Source organism: Kitasatospora sp. NPDC091207 (assembly GCF_044768625.1).
Lineage (GTDB): Bacteria > Actinomycetota > Actinomycetes > Streptomycetales > Streptomycetaceae > Kitasatospora.
The window spans coordinates 33,106-50,362 of sequence record NZ_JBIVVS010000033.1; the positions used below are offsets into that span (position 1 = coordinate 33,106).

Below are 17,257 nucleotides of genomic sequence, written 5' to 3' on the forward strand. Positions count from 1 at the left end.
GCGGGCCCCGGCCGGACATCCTGCCGACCGGGTGGGCCCGAGGTCCAACCGCGTTCACTCGATCTGCCTAACGCGGCGGTCCCCGCTCAGGCGGCGCGCAGACGCTCCGCGTACGGCTGGATCCGGACCACCGCCCCGGCGATCCGCCGCACGGTGGCGGCGTCCATCTGGGTCCAGAGCGGCACCGTCAGCACCGAGTCCGCCAGCCGGTCGGTCAGCGGGAGCGACTCGGCCTGGCCCAGGTGGGCGTAGGCCCGCTGGCGCTGCACCGGCGGGTGGAAGTAGCGGCGCGAGTCGATGCCCTCGGCCCTTAGCGCGTCGGCGAGTTGGCGGGCGCTGAGCCCGAAGGCCGGGGCGTCCAGGATGAGCGTGAGGTCCTTGAAGGTGGAGACGTCGCCCTCCTCCGGCAGGGCCAGGCGCAGCCCCGGCAGCCCGGCGGTCGCGGCGGCGAACTCGGCGACGAGTGTGCCCCGATGGGCCACCCGTTCGGGCAGGCCGGTCAGCCAGTTGAGACCGACGGCGGCGTGCAACTCGCTCATTCGGGCATTGAGGCCGGGGAAGAGCGTGTCGTAGTCACCCGGGTTGCCGTAGTCGCGGGCGGTGCGCAGCCGCGCCGCGAGGGCGGCGTCCCGGGTGGCGACCAGACCGCCCTCGCCGGCCACCGCGACCTTGGTGGGGCTCATCGAGAACACCTCGGCGTAGCCGAAGTTGCCGACCGGTACTCCGCGGCGGCTGCTGCCGAAGCCGTGCGCCGAGTCGTAGACCAGGGGGACACCGGCCGCGTCCGCGACCTCCTGGAGACGCTCCACCTGGCAGGGCGTGCCGTACACATGAGTGGCCATCAGCGCGGCCGGGCGGTCGGCCGCGGTGAGCCGGGCGGCGGCGTCCTCCGGGTCCAGGGTGATGTCCCGCGCGCGGGCCTCGGCGAACACCGGGGTGCCGCCCGCCCAGTGGGCGGCGTGGGCGGTGGCGGAGAAGGTGAAGCCGGGCATCACCACCGGCCGGCCGTCGGCGACGCCGGCCGCCTGGAGTACCAGCATCAGGCCGGCGGTGCAGTTGGAGACGGCCACCACGTGCGGCACGTCCAGCAGTTCGGCGGCGGCCTCCTCCAACTCGGCGACGGTCCGGCCGTTGGTCAGCTGCCCGCTGTCCAGCACGGTGCCGAGCCGCTCCAACAGGGCGGCGCGGTCCGGGACCTGGACGCGGGTGAGCGGCAGGCCCTCGGGGAAGGCGGGCGTGCCGCCGAGGGCGGCGGGCAGGGCAAGGGTGTCGGTGGTCATGGCGCGGTGGATCCCCCCTGGCTCGGTGACTGGCTCGGTGACTGGGCCGGTGACGTGGTCGGTGACGTGGTCGGCACCTGCGTCGGTGACCGGGTCGGCGGCCGGCTGGGCGGCTGAGCCGGAGACCGGCCCGGCGGCCGGACCGCGGAGGCTTCGCCGGGCTCCGACCCGCCCACGCGGACGGGGTGGGCCTCGGGTGGCCGCCGGCCCCCGCCCCACTGGCCCGGCGCGACCCGCCAGACCGGCGGCGGCCGGCGCTCGGCGGCCCCCCGGACGGCGGTGGAGGCGGCCGGGACGACCAGCAGGACCAGGACCAGTGGCAGGACCTGGACGCGTTCGCGCGACAGGATGCCCATGTTGTTGATGGTCGAGAAGGCCCAGCAGAACAGCAGGGTGTAGACGGCGGTGAAGGCGATGTAGGAGCGCTGCACGAAGAGCCGGGGCAGCCGGCGCAGCCGCGGCCAGCCCCGGATGAACATCACCAGCAGCGCGAAGCACTCCACCGACTGGATCAGGTTCTGGATGTTCGAGGCCTCGAACGGGAACGGCCGGAACAGCACGCTGACCACGGCGACCGGCAGCCCGGCCGGGTTCAGGCTGAACTTCGGCGCGGCGTCCTCCGGGGCGGTCGCGTTGATCATCGAGTTGCCCTGGCTGGTGCGCCGCGAGGTCTCCGAGAGCACCTGGTTGACCGCGTCGCCGCCGGTGCCGTCGGTGCCGAAGAAGGTCGAGACCTGTTGCAGCATCAGCACCGCCATCGCGCCGAGCACCACGGCGGTCAGGATGGTCCGCAGCGGCCCGAGCGCGCTGGCCTGCCGCGGCCGCTTGCGCAGCACGTAGGCGACCATCAGGCCGGCCCCGGCGAGTGCGGTGACGTGCGGGCGGACCATCGCGGTGCCGACCGACCCGAGCGCGATGCAGGCGAAGGCACCGAACCGGCGGTCCAGCAGCCGGGCGGTGCCGTAGGTGGTCAGGCCCAGGCAGAACATCATCCAGGCGTCCTTGCCGATGCTGGACGGCCAGAACAGCAGCGAGGGCAGGAAGAAGACCAGCTTGGCGTACTTACGGGTGTCCGCCTCGGGGAAGGCGATCTGCAGGGCCCGCCAGAACAGCAGCAGACCCCAGAAGCCGAGCCAGGAGAAGACCAGGAAGCCGCCGATCAGCGAGGGGCCGGTGATCGCGTAGACCACGCCGGTGACGATGATGACGAAGCCGGTACCGGCGACCTTCATCCCGAGGTCGTAGTGGACGCCGGCCAGGAGGTCGGCCTGGTCCAGGTAGGCGGCGAGCTCGGTGCCCTTCTGGTGGTACATCTTGGCGTCGGCGGCGCCGCCGTACAGCACGAAGGCCATCAGATAGCGGGGGAAGGCGCAGAGCAGTTTGGCGGTCATGGCCAGCATCAGCAGCCGGAACACGTCCCGCTCGGGGTTCGCGGCGGCGATCCGGGCCAGGACCGGGGTGCCGACGGCCATCAGCACCGGGAGGATCAGCAGCGCGCCCCAGGTGTCGTACGAGGTGTGCGTCATCGCGACGACGAAGAGCGTGACGTAGCCGGTGACCAGCGCGGCCGCGACGGCGGACGGCCAGGGCACCCGGGCCCGGACGGCGGCGACGGCGGACGGCCGGGGCCCGCGGGCCGGCGTAGCCCGGGCCGGAGCCGGCCGGGTCATCAGAAGACCTCCAGGTCGCCGAGGCTGAACCGCCAGTCGGACAGCGACAGTTCGGTCTGGCCGGTCGGGGTGCGGGCGGCCAGTGTCATCCCGGTGCGGGGGGCCCGCAGAAAGCCGGAGCGCAGCGCCGCGGCGGCGGCCTCGGTGCCGGGGGAGAGGTGGGTGGCGACATGGTCGCACCCGGACTCGCGGGCGGCGGCGCGCAGCAGCCGGGCCGCGCTGTCCCGGTCGCCGGGGCGGACCACCAGGTCGGCGAGGGTGAACTCGGCGAGCGGGCCGCGCCGTCGGGGCCGGCCGATGGCCAGACCGGTCAGCTCGCCGCCGCGGTGGCAGGTGAGTACCCGGTAGTCCAGGCCGGGGGCCCGGCCGTAGCGCCAGCGCAGGAACGCCGGGGTGCGCAGGACGGCGAGCCGTGGATCGGCGCGGTCGGCGGCGGCCCGTTCGCGCAGCAGCTCGGCCAGCGGGCCGTCGGCGCCGGTGGAGGCGCCGGTGGAGGTGCCGGTGGAGCCGGCGTCCGGGTCTGGGCCCGTCACCCGGTCGGCGAACCAGGAGCGGGCGGTGGGCAGCCGGCAGTCCGGCGGTGTGGTCGCGCCGCCCGGGGTGCGGGCCAGCGCTGCCCGCACGCCCCGGGCGAACGCGGCCGGCCGGACCGGCCGCAGCGCCACCGGCACCCGGCCGAGCTCCTGCCAGCCCATCGTCCGGTAGCCGGGCAGGCTGTTGCCGTTGGGCGTGTTGAACACCAACTCGGCCTCGCCGCTCACCTGTTCGAGCAGGTCCTGGGTGAGCCGGCGGAAGATGCCGCGGCCCTGGAAGTCCGGGTGGGTGGCGGTGTCCACCGGTCGGACGGCGGCGACGGTGCGGCCGGTGACGCCCTCGTGCCACTGCCAGCGCAGGAAGAGTCGCACGCCCGCGAGCCGTCCGTCGGAGGTCTCGGCGACCAGGCCGGGACTGGCGCCGAAGGGCCCCAGCCGGTGTTTCCAGCGGAAGAAGTCGGCGGTGCGGGTGCCGGTCGGGCCGCCGGCCAGCGACGCGGTCAGCAGATCGAGCACCGCCGGGAGGTCGGCCTCGGTGAACGGGCGGAAGGTCAGCTCGGCAGGAGCGGGCAGGGCACTCACGTCCGGACTCGCTCTCCGTTCGGTGGTTGGAGCCTTCGGGGGATCGACGGGAGGTGTCGACCGAGCGGCTCAGTGCCGCAGGACCTGCTCGTACACCGCCTCGACGGCCCGCTGGGCGCCCGCGACGTCGAACCGCCGGGCGCGTTGCCGGGCCGCCGCGCCGAGCCGCTCCCGCAGCTGCCGGTCGTCGGCGAGCCGGCCGAGGGCGGCGGCCAGGGCGGCCGGATCGCCCGGCTCGACCAGGAGACCCTGCTCGCCGTCGTCCAGGACCTCCGGCATGCCGCCCACCCGGGTGACCACGGCCGGCAGGCCGCTGGTCATCGCCTCCATCAGGGCCACCGGCAGACCCTCCTGGCGGGAGCTCAGGGTGAACACGTCCAGGCCGGGGAGCAGGGCCGGGACGTCCGGGCGCGAGCCGGCGAACAGGACGCGGTCGGTCACGCCCAACTCGGCGGCGTGGACCCGCAGCCGCCCGTCCAGCGGGCCGGCGCCGATCAGCACCAGCCGGGCCCGGGGGTGGCGGCGGAGCAGCTCCGCGTGGGCGACGAGCAGGGTGGCCTGGTCCTTCTTCGGGGTCAGATTGCCGACCGTGCCGACCACGAACGCGTCCTGCGGCAGGCCGAGTTCGGTCCGGGCGGCGGTCCGGGCGGCCGGTCCCTGCGGGGCACCGGCCAGATCCGGGCCGTGGTGCACCACGTGCACCCAGGCGCCGGGGCGGCGGCGGGCGGCCGGGATGGTGCGCTCGACGGCGTGCGAGACGGCCACCACCGCGTCGTTGCGCCGGTAGGTCAGCGCGTTGGCCCAGCGGGTGACCGGGCGGTAGCGGTCCCAGACGTTGTGCTCGGTGTGCACCAGGCGAGGCGCTCCGGCGCCGCCGAGCCCGTACGAGAGCAGCCGGGCCGCGGCGGCCGGGACGGGCATGTGGGTGTGCACCAGGCCGTAGCGGCGCTCGGCGAGCAGGCGGCGCAGCCGCAGCGGCCAGCGCGGGTCGGCCCGGCCGGGGGTGCCCGGCACGCCGCCCAGGCAGTGCACCCGCACCCCGGCCCCGGTGAGCGCCGGAGCGAGCGCGTCCTTCCACGGCAGCACGTACGCGACCTCGACCTCGTAGCGTGAACCGTCCACGTGACGGGCGCAGTTGAGCAGCAGCTGCTCGGCGCCGCCCCGGCCGAGGCCCTTGGCGAGCCAGAGCACCCGGGTGCGGCCGGTCACCGCTCCTCCGCCTCGCGCAGCAGGGCCGGCTCGGCCTGGTCGCCGCCGGCCGGGCCGGCCTTGGGGCCGTGGCCGTTGGCGCCCGGGCCGTAGGAGCCGGGGTCGTAGACGCCGGGGCCGGTGGTACCGGGGCGGTCCGCCCCCGGGTCGAGGGCGTCACGTCGGGCCCAGCTCGGCGTCGTCCGGTCGGCGCCCCGGTCGGTGCCCGGCTCCGCGCCCCGGTCGGTGCCCCGTGCCGCGGCCGGCGCCGGCGCGGCCGTGCGTGGCAGGGCGGACCGGTCGGCCCGTCCGCCCGCCGCCACCGGCCCGCCGCCCACCGCGGTGCGCCGACGCCGTCCGGCCGGTCCGTAGCTGCCGAGCAGCGCCACACCGGCCACCGGCACGCCGGTCCGGGCGAGCAACTCGGCCACCCGATCCGCCTGTTCGGGGGTCACATTGCCGTTGCGCACGGTCACCAGCACCGCGTCGGCGTGCTGGACGAGGTCGAACGCGTCGTTGGCGTGCAGCAGCGGCGAGGTGTCCACCAGGATCACGTCGGCGTACCGGCGGGCCCGGCGCAGGACTTCGGCGGCGCGCAGCACCAGCGCGGCCGGGTACGCGGTGGTGTTGCCGCCGGTGATCAGCGAGACGCCCGCCACGTTGGTCGGCCGGATCAGCTCGTCCAACTCGCCGAGCTGCTCGCCGCTGAGCAGCTCGGCCATCCCCGGACCGCCGCCCACCCCGAGGTGGGCGTGCAGCTGCGGGTGGCGGAAGTCGCAGTCCAGGACGAGGACCTCGCGCCCGGTCTCGGCCAGCGCGGCGGCCAGGTTGGCGACGGTGGTCGTCCGGCCGTCACGGCTGCTGCCGGAGGCGACCAGCACCACCGGCGCCGGATCGGCGGCCCGGCGCGGCGCGCGGTCGGCGCGCTCCCACTCGGCGGGCCCGGCGGCCGACCGGCCGAGCGCGTCCGGACCGGTGAGCAGCAGCGTGGAGCGCAGCGAGCGGTACGCCTCGGCGGCCGGGTCCGAGGGGCGGGCGCGGACCAGCGGTTCGCGCAACCTCCGCAGTCGGCGGGAGAGTTGCGGCACCTCGCCGATCACCGGCAGGTTGAACCCCTCCTCGACGGCGTTGCGGGTGCGCAGCCGGGTGTCCATCCGGCTGAGCATCAGCGCGGCGACCACCCCGAGCCCGAGGCCGAGCGCGACCGCCAGGCCCAGCCGCACGCTCCGACTGGGGGTGGAGAGGAGGTTGCCGGCGCTCTGCCGGGCGTCGATGCTGCCCCACTGCTGGATGGCGTCGGTCTGGACGCCGTTCTGCAGCTTGCTGATCGCGGTGAGCGTGGCGGTCAGCGAGGTGGACGCGGCGGTCAGCTTGGGCTGGAGCTTGGGCTGGTCGCCGGGCGAGGAGCGGTTGAACTGCTGTTGGATGTCGTCCAGTTGCTTCTGCTGGGCGTCCGCCTGGGTCTGCAGCTTCTTGACGGTCTCGGCGGCGCTCTTCGCGGACTCGTCGCTGAAGCCCTTGATGATCGCGGCCGAGTAGGCGGCCGCCAGGTCGGAGCAGGACTGCTGGGTCGGTCCGGTGGTGGCGATCGAGAGCATCTGGGCGCTGTCGGCGGTCACCGTCCGGCGGGCGATCACCGCCGCCGCGTCGGCGATGCCGAGTTGCCTGGCCGCCGCCGTCGCGACGTCCGAGCCCTGCGCGTAGGAGAGCACCTGGTCGGCCCGCACGGTGTCGCCGGCCCCCGCGACCGGCGTGATGGCGACCTTGCACTTCCATTTGGCGTTGTCCACCGTGTCACCGGTGGGGGTCAGCAGCCAGCCGACGACGAGCGCGGCGAGCGTGCAGCCGACGAGCAGCCGCCAGTACCGCCGCAGGACGGTGAAGTGGTTTGCCGGTTCCACCGGTCGGATCCCCTCGCGTTCGTGGTGCGGTGGTGCTGTTGAGCTCCCGTCGGGAGCGCGGCGGTCCCGGTGCTGCTGCCTCTGGCCGTCCTGCGCCGTGCTCCCGGCCCGGTGGAATCCCTCGCCCGATGTCGCAACTCGCCCCCCCTGACGACTCGCTCCCGGCGGCGCGGCGGCGCCTGGCCGGGCCGCACCGGCCCGGCCGCGCTCGTGTCACCCCGCGCACCGACCCCCGCCCGCCGGTCCTCCTGCGATGCTTGCCGAGCCGCGACGTGCGGCGCAACCGCTTTGGCGATACTGGGGCCGCCCGGTGACCGGGAGGCGGCCATGACCGGTCGGATCCCGTCAGACCGTGCGCAAGCGCAGTGAGCGCTCGTAGAACTCGACCATCTGCGCCGACACCTGATGCAGCGTGAAGGAGGTGAGGAACCGCGCCCGCGCGGACTTCGACCGCACCCGGGCCGACGCCCGGTCCTGCAGGGTGTCGACGAGCGCCGTCGCCAACGCGCCCGGCCGCTCGGCCGGCACCAGCCGGGCGTAGTCCTCCGAGCCGACCGTCTCGCGCAGCGCCGGCACGTCCGCGCAGACCAGCGGCACGCCGACGCCCATCGCCTCCATCGCCGCGCTCCCCAGGCCCTCCCAACGGGACGGCACGGCGAACGCGTCGGACGCGGCCATCAGGTCGAAGACGTCGCCGCGCGGCCCGAGGAAGCGCACGCCGCCCGCCGCCTCGGCGAGCGCCGTCAGCCGGGGCGTCTCGGTGCCCTCGCTGCCGGCCAGCAGCAGCACCGCGTCCGGCTCGGCCCGCAGCACCGCCGGCCACGCCTCCAACAGGACGTCCAGGCCCTTCTGGTACTGCTGGCGCGCCGCCGCGAGCACCACCGGCGCGTCCTGCGGCAGGCCCAGCGCGGCCCGGACGGCGGCCCGTCGCTCCGGGGTGACGATGCCCAGCAGCTCCGGGTCGCGCCCGCGCGGCACCACGTCGATCCGCTCCCGCGACACCCGCAGCCGCTGCGCCATCGCCCCGGCGACGTGCCTGGTCAGCGCGTGGAACCGGCGGGTGCCCTGGGCGGTCGCCGCGTCCACCGCCTGCGCGGCCCGCACCTTCCAGGGGCTGAGACCGCGCGCGTTGAGGTGCTCCGGTCCGTACGCCGAGTTCACCAGGCTGGAGACCACCGGCGTCCGGGCCGACAGTGCGGCGGCCCGGCCGAGCACGTCCGACTCGTACAGGGTGGTGTGGACGAGATCCGGGCGGCGCTCACGGACCAGCCTGCGCAGTGCGGCGACGGTCCGGCCCCGGGTGGCCCGGCCGACGCCGAACACATCGGCGCCCGCCCCGGTCAGCTCCGGCTGGAAGCCGCCGGGCGAGTCCTTGAGGTACGCGACATCCAGCTTCACCCCGGCCCGCACCAGTTGGGGGGCCATCGCCACCAGGCCCTGCTCGGCCCCGCCGACCCGGCTCACGCTGTCGATCACATAGAGCACATGCACAGGCCAACCCCCGCCCTCCTGGGCGCGGCCGGTCTCCCATGCCGGCCGGCACCCTGACTGCCGATCAGCATCGCAGGTGGCGCCGCCCGCCCGCCAGGTATTCGGCCAGGAGCCTCCCGCCGTCGCGGAGCGGCCGGGGGCGGCCGGGGGCGCGCAGTCGGGCGCGCGACCGACGCCGGCGGCGTACGACGGCACCCGATCGGCGCCCGACCGGGGCACTCGCGCTGGCGCGCGGACCACCGCCGGGTTGCGCGAAGGGGCTGCCCCGCGCCTGCCCCTGTGCCAAGGTCTTCCCCATGCCCGACGCGACGCCGGCGAAGACGGCCGGAACCCGCCCCCGCATCCTGCACGTGATCACCGACCCGCGCCGCCGCGGCGCCCAGAACCTCGCCCGGGACATCCACCGGGAACTGCGCCGCCGGGGTCAGGCCTCCGCCCTGCGCGCCCTCGCCCCGCACCCCGACGCGGCCCCCGACGCGCCCGACACCCTCGCCACCGCCGTGCTCGGCCCCGCCCGGCTGCACCCCGCCACCCTGCTCGCCCTCCGCTCCGCCGCGCGCACCGCCGACCTGGTCGTCGCGCACGGCTCCGCCACCCTCCCCGCCTGCGCCCTCGCCCTGGCCGGCACCCGCACCCCGTTCGTCTACGCCTCCATCGGCGACCCCCGGCACTGGACGGCGAGCCCCCTGCGCCGGCTGCGCACCGGGGTCCTGCTGCACCGCGCGGCCGCCGTGACCGCGCTCGCCGACGAGGCCCGCACCCTCCTGCAGGAGCGTTTCAAGCTGCCCGCCGGGAAGGTCCGGACCATCCCCAACGCCCGCTCCGCCGACCGCTACCCGCCCGCCGGGAGCGAGGCCGACCGGCGCGCCGCCCGCCAGTCGCTCGGTCTGCCCGCCGACGGCCTGCTGGTCGCCTGGGTCGGCGCGATCGCCCCCGAGAAGCGGCTCGACCTCGCCCTGGACGCCCTCGACCGGCTCCCCGACGTGCGCCTCGCGGTGGCCGGTGACGGTCCGTTGCGGGCGGCCCTCGAACGGCATCCGGCGGCCGCCCGGGCGCAGTTCCTCGGCACCCTCGCCGACCCGGTCCCGCTCTACCGGGCCGCCGACGCCCTGCTGCTCAGCAGCGACAGCGAGGGCGTGCCCGGGGTCCTGATCGAGGCGGCGCTGGCCGGACTGCCCGCGGTCGCCACCGATGTCGGCTGGGTCCGGTCGGTGGTCCGCGACGGTGTCACCGGCGCGCTGGTCGCCCCCGGCGACCCGGTCGCGCTCGCCGAGGCCCTGGCCAAGGTGCTGGCCGGCGACCGGACGGCGCTCGGCGCGGCCGCCCGGGAGCACGTGCTGGAGCACTGCGAACTCGGTGTGGTCGTGGACGCCTGGCAGCGGCTCTTCGCCGACGTGTGGGGCCGCTGACCGGGCTGCCCGGCCGGAGCGGTCGGTCGCACGCGGACGCCGGCCGGGCCGCGGCGTGCCGAGCTGCTCCGGGCGGGGCTGCTCCGGGCCGTGCTGCGCCGCCGCGCCGGGCCGTGCTGCGCCGATCGGGCGAATCCCGGCCCGGCCCCTCGGGGCGAGTCGCTCCTGACGCTCCGTCACCGCCACACTGCCCGGTGTGAAGAACCTCCTGAGGTCCACCCTCCTGCTCGCCGTCGCCACCGGGATCGCCGCGTCCCCCGTCCAGGCCGGCGCGGCCACCACCCACCAACCGTCCCGCGAGGGCGCCCAGTCCGTCCGGGTCGACCAGCTGAAGCCGGTGCGCGAGAGCGCCCGGACCGAGGCCGTCGAGTTCTTCTGGTACGACTGCGGCCACTCCCAGCAACTGGAGCAGCCGCTCCAGGCCTGGGCCGAGAAGCACCGGGCCGACGTCACCCTGCGCCGGGTGCCCGCGATCTGGCAGGGCAGCCCCGAGGAGCGCGCGCAGCGCGGTCACGCGCGCCTCTACTACACGCTGGAGCGCCTCGGCCTGGTCGAGCGCCTGCAGACCAGCGCCTTCCGCGCCGTCCACTCCAACGAGCAGGACCTCACCACCGAGGACGCCACGACCGACTGGGCGGTGCGCCAGGGCATCGACCCGCAGGCCTTCCGTGACGCGTACCGCTCCGCCGACGTGCAGCGGTCCGTGGACGACGCCGCCGCGCAGTTCGTCCAGTACCAGATCACCGAGCTGCCCACCGTGGTCGTCCAGGGCGCGGAGCGCACCTCGCCGACCGGGGCCGGCGGCGTCGAGGCGATGCCCGCCGTCCTCGACCGGCTGGTCGAGCAGGACCAGCAGCGCAACCCCCGGCACTGACCCCCCTCCGGTCGGACCGATCACCTTCACCGAACCGACCCCCGGTGACCACACTCTGTGCCAGAGTGGACGCCGGGCCGCACCGCCGGGGTCGAGAACTGCCGTGGTGGCAGGCCCACTTCTCGATACCGGCGGTACCGGAGAGGGCAGGGGTCCGTGGGGGGACAACGCGCGCAGCTCGTCGTCGACGAGCGCGACAGCCAGACATCGGCCGGGCCGGGGCGGCCCGCGGTCGCCGACGGGCCGCCACCCGAACTGGTCTTCAAGCGCCGGCTGCGCCCCGCGCAGGTGGCCCGGGAGCTGTGGGGCGCGCGGGAGCTGGTACGGGCCCTGGCCGAGCGCGACCTGCGCGCCCGTTACAAGCAGGCCGTGCTCGGCTTCGCCTGGGCGGTGCTGACCCCGCTGGCCCTCTGTGCCATCTTCACCCTGGTCTTCCACCGTGCCGTGAAGATCGACACCGGCTCGGTGGACTACCCGCTCTTCGCCTATGTCGGCCTGATCGTCTGGCAGTTCTTCAGCAACACCATGAACCAGGGCGCGCTGAGCCTGGCCAACAACCTCAGCCTGCTGAACAAGGTGTACTGCCCGCGTGAGGTCTTCCCGCTGGCCACCATGCTGGTCGCCGGGGTGGACATGGTGATCGGCGTCGGCGTCCTCGGCCTGCTCTTCCTGATCTTCTGGACCGCCCCGGCCGCCACCTTCCTCTGGGTGCTGCCGTTGCTGGCCATCCAGTTCGCCTTCACCTACGGCGTCGCGCTGATCCTCTCGGTCGCCGTGGTCTACCTGCGCGACGTCCGCCACCTGCTGCCGATCATCACGCAGATGGGCGTGTTCGCCACCCCCGTCGCGTACCCGCTGGCGCAGATCCCGCAGCGCCTGCAGGAGGTCTACGTCGGCTTCAACCCGCTGGGCGCGGTCATCGAGGGCTACCGCGGCGCCCTGCTGTACGGCGACGCGCCGGACGCCACGATCACCTCGATCGCCGCGGTCTCCTCGCTGGTGTTCCTGGTCGGCGGGTACCTGCTGTTCAAGAAGCTGGAGACGGGGATCGCCGATGTCGCCTAGCCAGACCCACCCGCTGGGTACCATCCGCACCGACCGGGTGTGGAAGCGCTTCAAGGCCGACCAGCAGCGGATGCTGCTGCGCGACAAGGTCGACGCGATGGCCCGCCGGCTGCGCGGCGAGAAGGGTGAGGAGTGGCGCTGGGCGCTGCGCGACATCACCCTGCACATCGAGCCGGGCGAGTCGGTCGGTCTGATCGGCTCCAACGGCTCCGGCAAGTCCACCTTGCTGAAGATGCTGACCCGGGTGATGTACCCGTACGGCGGCGTGATCGACGTGCGCGGCCGGATCGGCGCCCTGATCGAGATCAGGGCCGGCATCCACCCGGACCTGACGGGCCGGGAGAACATCTACCTGTTCGGCGCGTTGCTCGGTCTGCGCCGCCGCGAGGTGGCCGGCCGCTTCGACGACATCGTGGAGTTCGCCCGGCTGGGCGGCGCGATCGACCGGCAGGTGAAGTTCTACTCCTCCGGCATGCAGATGCGTCTCGGCTTCGCCGTCGCCGCCTACCTGGAGCCCCATGTGCTGCTGGTGGACGAGGTGTTGGCGGTCGGCGACGCCGTGTTCCAGCAGCGTTGCCTGGACCGGATGCGCGAGGTCGCCGAGCAGGGCACCACCATCGTCTTCGTCTCCCACGACCTGCCCGCCGTGGAGTCCATCTGCCGGCGCGGGATCTGGCTGGAGCAGGGCTCGGTGCGGGTGGACGCGGGGATCAAGGAGGCGATGGCCGGCTACCGGGACTCCATCGAGGCGCAGTCGGAGTCCGGCGGCCGTACCGGGGAGCCGCTGCGACTGCTCAAGCACGCCCTCCGGGGCGAGGACCGCGACAGCCTCACCACCGACGAGCCGATGACGGTCGAACTGACCCTCGGCGGTGACTACCGGGGCGACGCCACCCTGCACCTGGGGGTCAGCGAGGGCACCTCCAGTCCGATCTTCCAGATCAGCCACGAAGTCCGGCTCACCGGGGAGGACCACCAGGTCGCCTGCGTGATCCCCCGACTGCCGCTGCCGCGCGGGCGCTACACGCTCTGGGCGGGTGTCTACAGCATCGGCAGGACCGACGGCGGCACGCTGATGAGCTGGCACTCGGTCGGCCAGTTCGACGTGTTCGGGCCGATGCTGGACTCGCCGCCGCGCGCGGTCGTGCTGGCCGCCCCGGTGTTCGTCCCGCACCACTGGGAGGAGTGACCCGTGAGCCCTGTCCGGGTGCTGGTCCACCTCAACAACCTCGCCCTGGGCGGCGCCCAGCTCAACGCGGTCGACATCGCCCGTACCCTGCGCGACCGCGGGCACGATCCGGTGCTGTTCGCCCAGGGAGTGGCGGGCCCGGCCCCCTTGCTCGACGTCGCGGCCGGTCACGGCCTCGACGTGGTGGTCGCGGGCGGGCCCGACACCCCGCGCGCCGACGTCCGCCGCCGGCTCGGCCGGCTCGCCGCCGAGCACGGCAGCCAGCTGCTGCACGCCTGGGAGGTCCGGGCGGCCCGCAACTCCTACTTCGGGCCCGGCCGTTACGGCCGGCTGCCGGTGGTCACCACCTTCTACGGCATCCGGATGCTGCGTGGCATCCCCCGGCACCAGCCGCTGGTGCTGGGCCTCGGCGCGCTGCTGGGGGACGGCCGGGCCTTCGGACACCAGGACGTCAGCCTGATCGAACCGCCGGTCAACACCGCCACCGACGGGCCGGGCCAGGCGGACGGCGCCGCGTTCCGGCGCGAACACGGCATCCGGGACGACGAGTTGCTGCTGGTCATCGTCACCCGGCTGGTCCCCGCGCTGGAGAAGGACGCCGGCGCCGAGCTCACCGTCGAAGCCGTGCGGCGGCTCGACGACCCGCGGCTGCGGCTCGCCGTGGTCGGCGCCGGTCCCAGCCTGGAGCGGCTGCGCGCCCGCGCGGCTTCGGCCAACGCCGCGCTCGGCCGCCGAGCCGTGCTGGTCCCCGGCCAGTTGGCCGACCCGAGACCGGCCTACGACGCCGCCGACATCGTGCTCGGCATGGGCGGGTCGGCCCTGCGCGGCCTCGCCTTCGCCAAGCCCGTCGTCGTCCACGGCGCCGCCGGCTACACCGCCGTCCACGAGCCGGGTCCCCTGGTCGAACCGCACGCCTCGCGCTGCATGTACGGCTTCGGCGACGGCTCGCGGGTGCCCGAGCCGCTGGCGGACCAGCTCCGCGACCTGCTCGACGACCCGGCCCGCCGGGCGCGACTGGGCGCCTGGGGGCGGGAGTGGGTGGTCGGACGGTTCTCGCTGGACAGCGTCACCACCGCCTTCGAGGACCTGTACACCCGGGTACTGGCCCGCCCGGCGCGGGTGACCGGCTGGTTGAAGGACCTGGAGCAGATGACCAGGTACGAGTTCACCAAGCCGGCCGCGCTGCGGCTGCTGGGGCGGTGACGGCGGTGGCGGCGGTGACGGCGCTCCCCGGTCCGCTCGGCGGGGCGGCTGCCTAGCGGCGCAGCAGCAGGGTGACGAAGCCGAGCGTGCCCCGGTAGCCGTGCAGCCACTCGGCGCGGTGCCGGTCGGCGGCCTCGCGGGCGGCCGCCGCGTCCGGGTGGTCCGGGTGGTCCAGCGCCCACCGCGCGAGCGAGCCGGTCCAGGAGAACTCGTAGTCGTCCCACTCCTGGAGGCTGCTGACATAGCCGTACACCGGCGTCCAGCCGTCCGCGATCACCCGGTCCGTGGTGGTCGCCAGGTCCGCGAAGTCGTCCCGGGCCGCACCCAGGCCGTCCAGGACGGCCGCGGTGGGCTCGCGCTCCCAGAAGGCCTCGCCGACCAGCACCTGGCCGCCCGGCGCCAGGTGCTCGCGGGCCGCGGCGAGCGTCGGCAGCAGACCGCCGAAGGCGTGCGTCGCCCCGATGCTCAGCACCAGGTCGAACGGCTCCCGCGCGCTGAACTCCGCCGCCTCCAGGTGGTGCAGGCCGAGCCGCCGCTCCACCCCGACCGCCTCCGCCGTCTCCCGGGCCCGGGTCAGCGCGGCGGCGTCGAGGTCCACCCCGACCGCCTGCCAGCGCGGGTGCGCGGCGAGCGCCCGGATCAGCCAACCGGCCTCCCCGCAGCCGAGGTCCAGGGCCCGGCCGGCCTCGGTGTGCGCGGTGGCACGGGCCAGCAGCCGCGCCACCGACTCGTCGGTGACCGGGGCGGCGATCGGGTGGTGGGCGTGGGCGAGGCGGGAGATCGTCTGACGGTCCATTCGAACAGTGTGGCCCACCCGGGGTTCAGTAGGTGCGGCCTTTCCACCGCGTTCCGAGGCCGCGCCAGTGCCGCACCGCCGAGTCCACCGTCATCAGCAGGTACAGCGACGCCGTGAACGGCAGCAGCAGCGCGGCCGGCGCCGGCTGCCGGTAGTAGCGCAGCATCGGCAGGAAGGTCCCGGTCATCAAGGCCCACGCGGCCCCGCCGGCCGCGGCCACCGCGGCGTGCCCGGTGACCAGCCCGGCCACGGTGGCCGTCGGCGGTACCAGGTAGACCAGCGCCAGCCCCACCACCGTCCCGGCCAACAGGAGCGGTGAGTGCCGCAGCTGGGCGTAGGCGCTGCGCGAGACCATCCGCCAGAGCTGGCCGAGCCGCGGGTACGGTCGGACGCTGTCCACCTGGTCGGCCAGCCCCAGCCAGATCCGGCCGCCGGCCGCCTTCACCACCCGGGCCAGCGACACGTCGTCGATCACCGCGCCCCGGATCGCCGCCACGCCGCCCGCCCGCTCCAGTGCCTCGCGCCGCACCAGCGAGCAGCCGCCCGCGGCGGCGGCCGTCCGGGCCCCCGGCCGGTTGCTGTGGCGGAACGGGTACAGCTGGGCGAAGAAGTAGACGAAGGCCGGCACGATCAGCCGCTCCCAGCCGGTCTCCACCCGTAGCCGGGCCATCTGGGAGACCAGGTCCCGGCGGTCGCTCTCGGCGGCGGCCACCAGGTCGGCGAGCGAGTCCGGACCGTGCGCGATGTCCGCGTCGGTGAGCAGCAGGTACTCGGCGTCCGGACCGGCCAGCTCGATCCCGTGCCGCAGCGCCCACAGCTTCCCGGTCCAGCCGGGCGGCAGCGGGGGAGGAGTGGTGACGGTCAGTTCCAGGCCCTCGGCCCTGCCGAGCGCCGTCGCCAGCGCGCCCGTCCCGTCCGAGCTGTGGTCGTCGACCAGGATCACCCGGGCCCGCCCCGGGTACTTCTGGGCGAGCAGGCTCGGCAGACTGAGCGGCAGCACCTCCGCCTCGTCCCGGGCCGGCACGACCACCGCGACCTGCGGCCAGCGGGCCGGCGGCCGGCGCGGCGGCAGCCGCACGTCGGTGCGCCAGAACAGCCCGTGGCAGCAGGCGAGCCAGAGCCAGACCAGCAGGGAGAGGACGGCGATCCACAGCAGGACGGTCACCCGGGCAGTCTGCCGTACCCAGGGCCCGGCCCGGTGGATCGACTAGAGTCTTGCCCTGTGAAGATCGCACTGATGGACTCGGGAATCGGCCTGTTGGCCGCCGCCGCCGCGCTGCGGAGCCTGCGTCCGGACGCCGACCTGGTGCTCTCCTCCGACCCGGCCTCGATGCCCTGGGGCCCGCACACGCCCGAGGAGATCACGGAACTCGCGCTCGGGTGCGCGCGGGCGGCGGCAGCCCTCGAACCGGACGCGCTCGTGATCGCCTGCAACACCGCCTCGGTCCACGCGCTCGACACGCTCCGCGCCGAGCTGGAGCCCGCGCTGCCCGTCATCGCCACCGTCCCGGCCATCAAGCCGGCCGCCGCGCTCGGCGGACCGGTCGCGATCTGGGCCACTCCGGCCACCACGGGCAGCCCCTACCAGCGCGCTCTGATCCGGGACTTCGCCGGACCGGCTGCCGTCACCGAGGTTGCCTGCCCCGGCCTGGCGGACGCCGTCGAGCACGGCGACGACGCCGCGATCGACGCGGCCGTCGCCGACGCGGCGGCCCGGACCCCGGCGGGCACGGCGGCCCTCGTGCTCGGCTGCACCCACTACGAGCTGGTCGCCGACCGCATCCGCGCCGCCGTCGCGCCGGTCGCCGCCGCGCACCTCACCCTGCACGGCTCCGCCGACGCCGTCGCGGCCCAGGCGCTGCGCCGGGCCGGCGACCCCGCCCGCCGGGGCGGCGGCACGCTCACCGTCCTTCACGCGGGCCGCGGCGCGGTCCTCCCCGCCGCGGTGCTCCTCTACCCGCAGGGCCGCGACCTCACCGCCGCCGCGGTCCCGGCCGCCTGACCTCGCGACCGCCGGCCCCACCGGAGGCCGCCCGCCGGCCGGGCCCGATCGCGTTCTCGGTGGTCGAGCGGCAA

General features: G+C 75.3%; 14 protein-coding genes. 6 read left to right on the forward strand and 8 right to left on the reverse strand.

What is annotated here, in order from left to right; all coding sequences use genetic code 11:
- Positions 1-86: 86 nt before the first annotated feature.
- From ACIQTO_RS34230 to ACIQTO_RS34255, 6 genes are all read right to left on the reverse strand, one after another.
- Positions 87-1,280 carry a DegT/DnrJ/EryC1/StrS family aminotransferase gene (locus tag ACIQTO_RS34230; RefSeq protein WP_402396501.1) on the reverse strand — a complete coding sequence of 398 codons (1,194 nt, stop codon included), beginning with the start codon at positions 1,278-1,280 and terminating at the stop codon, positions 87-89.
- Complete coding sequence (locus tag ACIQTO_RS34235; protein ID WP_402396504.1) at positions 1,277-2,950, reverse strand: hypothetical protein; 1,674 nt, start codon at positions 2,948-2,950, stop codon at positions 1,277-1,279. Before ACIQTO_RS34235 ends, ACIQTO_RS34230 begins: the two co-directional genes overlap by 4 nt.
- Positions 2,950-4,065 carry a GNAT family N-acetyltransferase gene (locus ACIQTO_RS34240; protein ID WP_402396507.1) on the reverse strand — a complete coding sequence of 372 codons (1,116 nt, stop codon included), beginning with the start codon at positions 4,063-4,065 and terminating at the stop codon, positions 2,950-2,952. The genes ACIQTO_RS34235 and ACIQTO_RS34240 overlap by 1 nt, the downstream gene beginning before the upstream one ends.
- 69 nt (positions 4,066-4,134) lie before the next feature.
- Entirely contained in the window at positions 4,135-5,274 is a 1,140-nt protein-coding gene (locus ACIQTO_RS34245) for a glycosyltransferase (protein WP_402396509.1), read from the reverse strand.
- Positions 5,271-7,154 carry an AAA family ATPase gene (locus tag ACIQTO_RS34250; RefSeq protein ID WP_402396511.1) on the reverse strand — a complete coding sequence of 628 codons (1,884 nt, stop codon included), beginning with the start codon at positions 7,152-7,154 and terminating at the stop codon, positions 5,271-5,273. Before ACIQTO_RS34250 ends, ACIQTO_RS34245 begins: the two co-directional genes overlap by 4 nt.
- Before the next feature lie 345 nt (positions 7,155-7,499).
- A complete protein-coding gene (locus ACIQTO_RS34255) occupies positions 7,500-8,630 on the reverse strand; it encodes a glycosyltransferase family 4 protein (RefSeq protein ID WP_402396514.1) in 1,131 nt (376 codons plus the stop codon).
- A gap of 311 nt (positions 8,631-8,941) precedes the next feature.
- On the opposite strand from ACIQTO_RS34255, the gene ACIQTO_RS34260 reads away from it, so the two are divergent.
- The 5 genes from ACIQTO_RS34260 to ACIQTO_RS34280 all read left to right on the forward strand — a co-directional run bounded on the left by ACIQTO_RS34260 (position 8,942) and on the right by ACIQTO_RS34280 (position 14,385).
- A complete protein-coding gene (locus ACIQTO_RS34260) occupies positions 8,942-10,054 on the forward strand; it encodes a glycosyltransferase family 4 protein (protein WP_402396517.1) in 1,113 nt (370 codons plus the stop codon).
- Positions 10,055-10,250: 196 nt separating this feature from the next.
- A complete protein-coding gene (locus tag ACIQTO_RS34265) occupies positions 10,251-10,928 on the forward strand; it encodes a thiol:disulfide interchange protein DsbA/DsbL (protein WP_402396520.1) in 678 nt (225 codons plus the stop codon).
- Between the two features lie 156 nt (positions 10,929-11,084).
- Positions 11,085-11,993, forward strand: a complete 909-nt coding sequence (locus tag ACIQTO_RS34270) for an ABC transporter permease (RefSeq protein ID WP_402396523.1) — start codon at positions 11,085-11,087, stop codon at positions 11,991-11,993.
- On the forward strand, positions 11,983-13,182 hold the full coding sequence (locus ACIQTO_RS34275; RefSeq protein ID WP_402396526.1) for a polysaccharide ABC transporter ATP-binding protein: 1,200 nt from the start codon (positions 11,983-11,985) through the stop codon (positions 13,180-13,182). The genes ACIQTO_RS34270 and ACIQTO_RS34275 overlap by 11 nt, the downstream gene beginning before the upstream one ends.
- 3 nt (positions 13,183-13,185) lie before the next feature.
- Positions 13,186-14,385 carry a glycosyltransferase family 4 protein gene (locus ACIQTO_RS34280; RefSeq protein WP_402396529.1) on the forward strand — a complete coding sequence of 400 codons (1,200 nt, stop codon included), beginning with the start codon at positions 13,186-13,188 and terminating at the stop codon, positions 14,383-14,385.
- 52 nt (positions 14,386-14,437) lie between these two features.
- Here ACIQTO_RS34280 and ACIQTO_RS34285 read toward each other — a convergent pair whose 3' ends face one another.
- Positions 14,438-15,181: an SAM-dependent methyltransferase gene (locus tag ACIQTO_RS34285; RefSeq protein WP_402396532.1), complete on the reverse strand. Its 744-nt coding sequence runs from the start codon at positions 15,179-15,181 to the stop codon at positions 14,438-14,440.
- Positions 15,182-15,206: 25 nt separating this feature from the next.
- Positions 15,207-16,346: a glycosyltransferase gene (locus tag ACIQTO_RS34290; protein ID WP_402396535.1), complete on the reverse strand. Its 1,140-nt coding sequence runs from the start codon at positions 16,344-16,346 to the stop codon at positions 15,207-15,209.
- Between the two features lie 57 nt (positions 16,347-16,403).
- Here ACIQTO_RS34290 and ACIQTO_RS34295 point away from each other — a divergent pair, with 57 nt between their 5' ends.
- Entirely contained in the window at positions 16,404-17,183 is a 780-nt protein-coding gene (locus ACIQTO_RS34295; RefSeq protein WP_402396538.1) for a glutamate racemase, read from the forward strand.
- Positions 17,184-17,257: the final 74 nt, after the last annotated feature.

Excerpts from the sequence above, each read along its gene's own strand:
- ACIQTO_RS34230 (WP_402396501.1), bottom strand. The coding sequence starts at position 1,280 with ATGACCACCGACACCCTTGCCCTGCCCGCCGCCCTCGGCGGCACGCCC.
- ACIQTO_RS34275 (WP_402396526.1), top strand. The coding sequence starts at position 11,983 with ATGTCGCCTAGCCAGACCCACCCGCTGGGTACCATCCGCACCGACCGG.
- ACIQTO_RS34260 (WP_402396517.1), top strand. The coding sequence starts at position 8,942 with ATGCCCGACGCGACGCCGGCGAAGACGGCCGGAACCCGCCCCCGCATC.
- ACIQTO_RS34285 (WP_402396532.1), bottom strand. The coding sequence starts at position 15,181 with ATGGACCGTCAGACGATCTCCCGCCTCGCCCACGCCCACCACCCGATC.
- ACIQTO_RS34235 (WP_402396504.1), bottom strand. The coding sequence starts at position 2,950 with ATGACCCGGCCGGCTCCGGCCCGGGCTACGCCGGCCCGCGGGCCCCGG.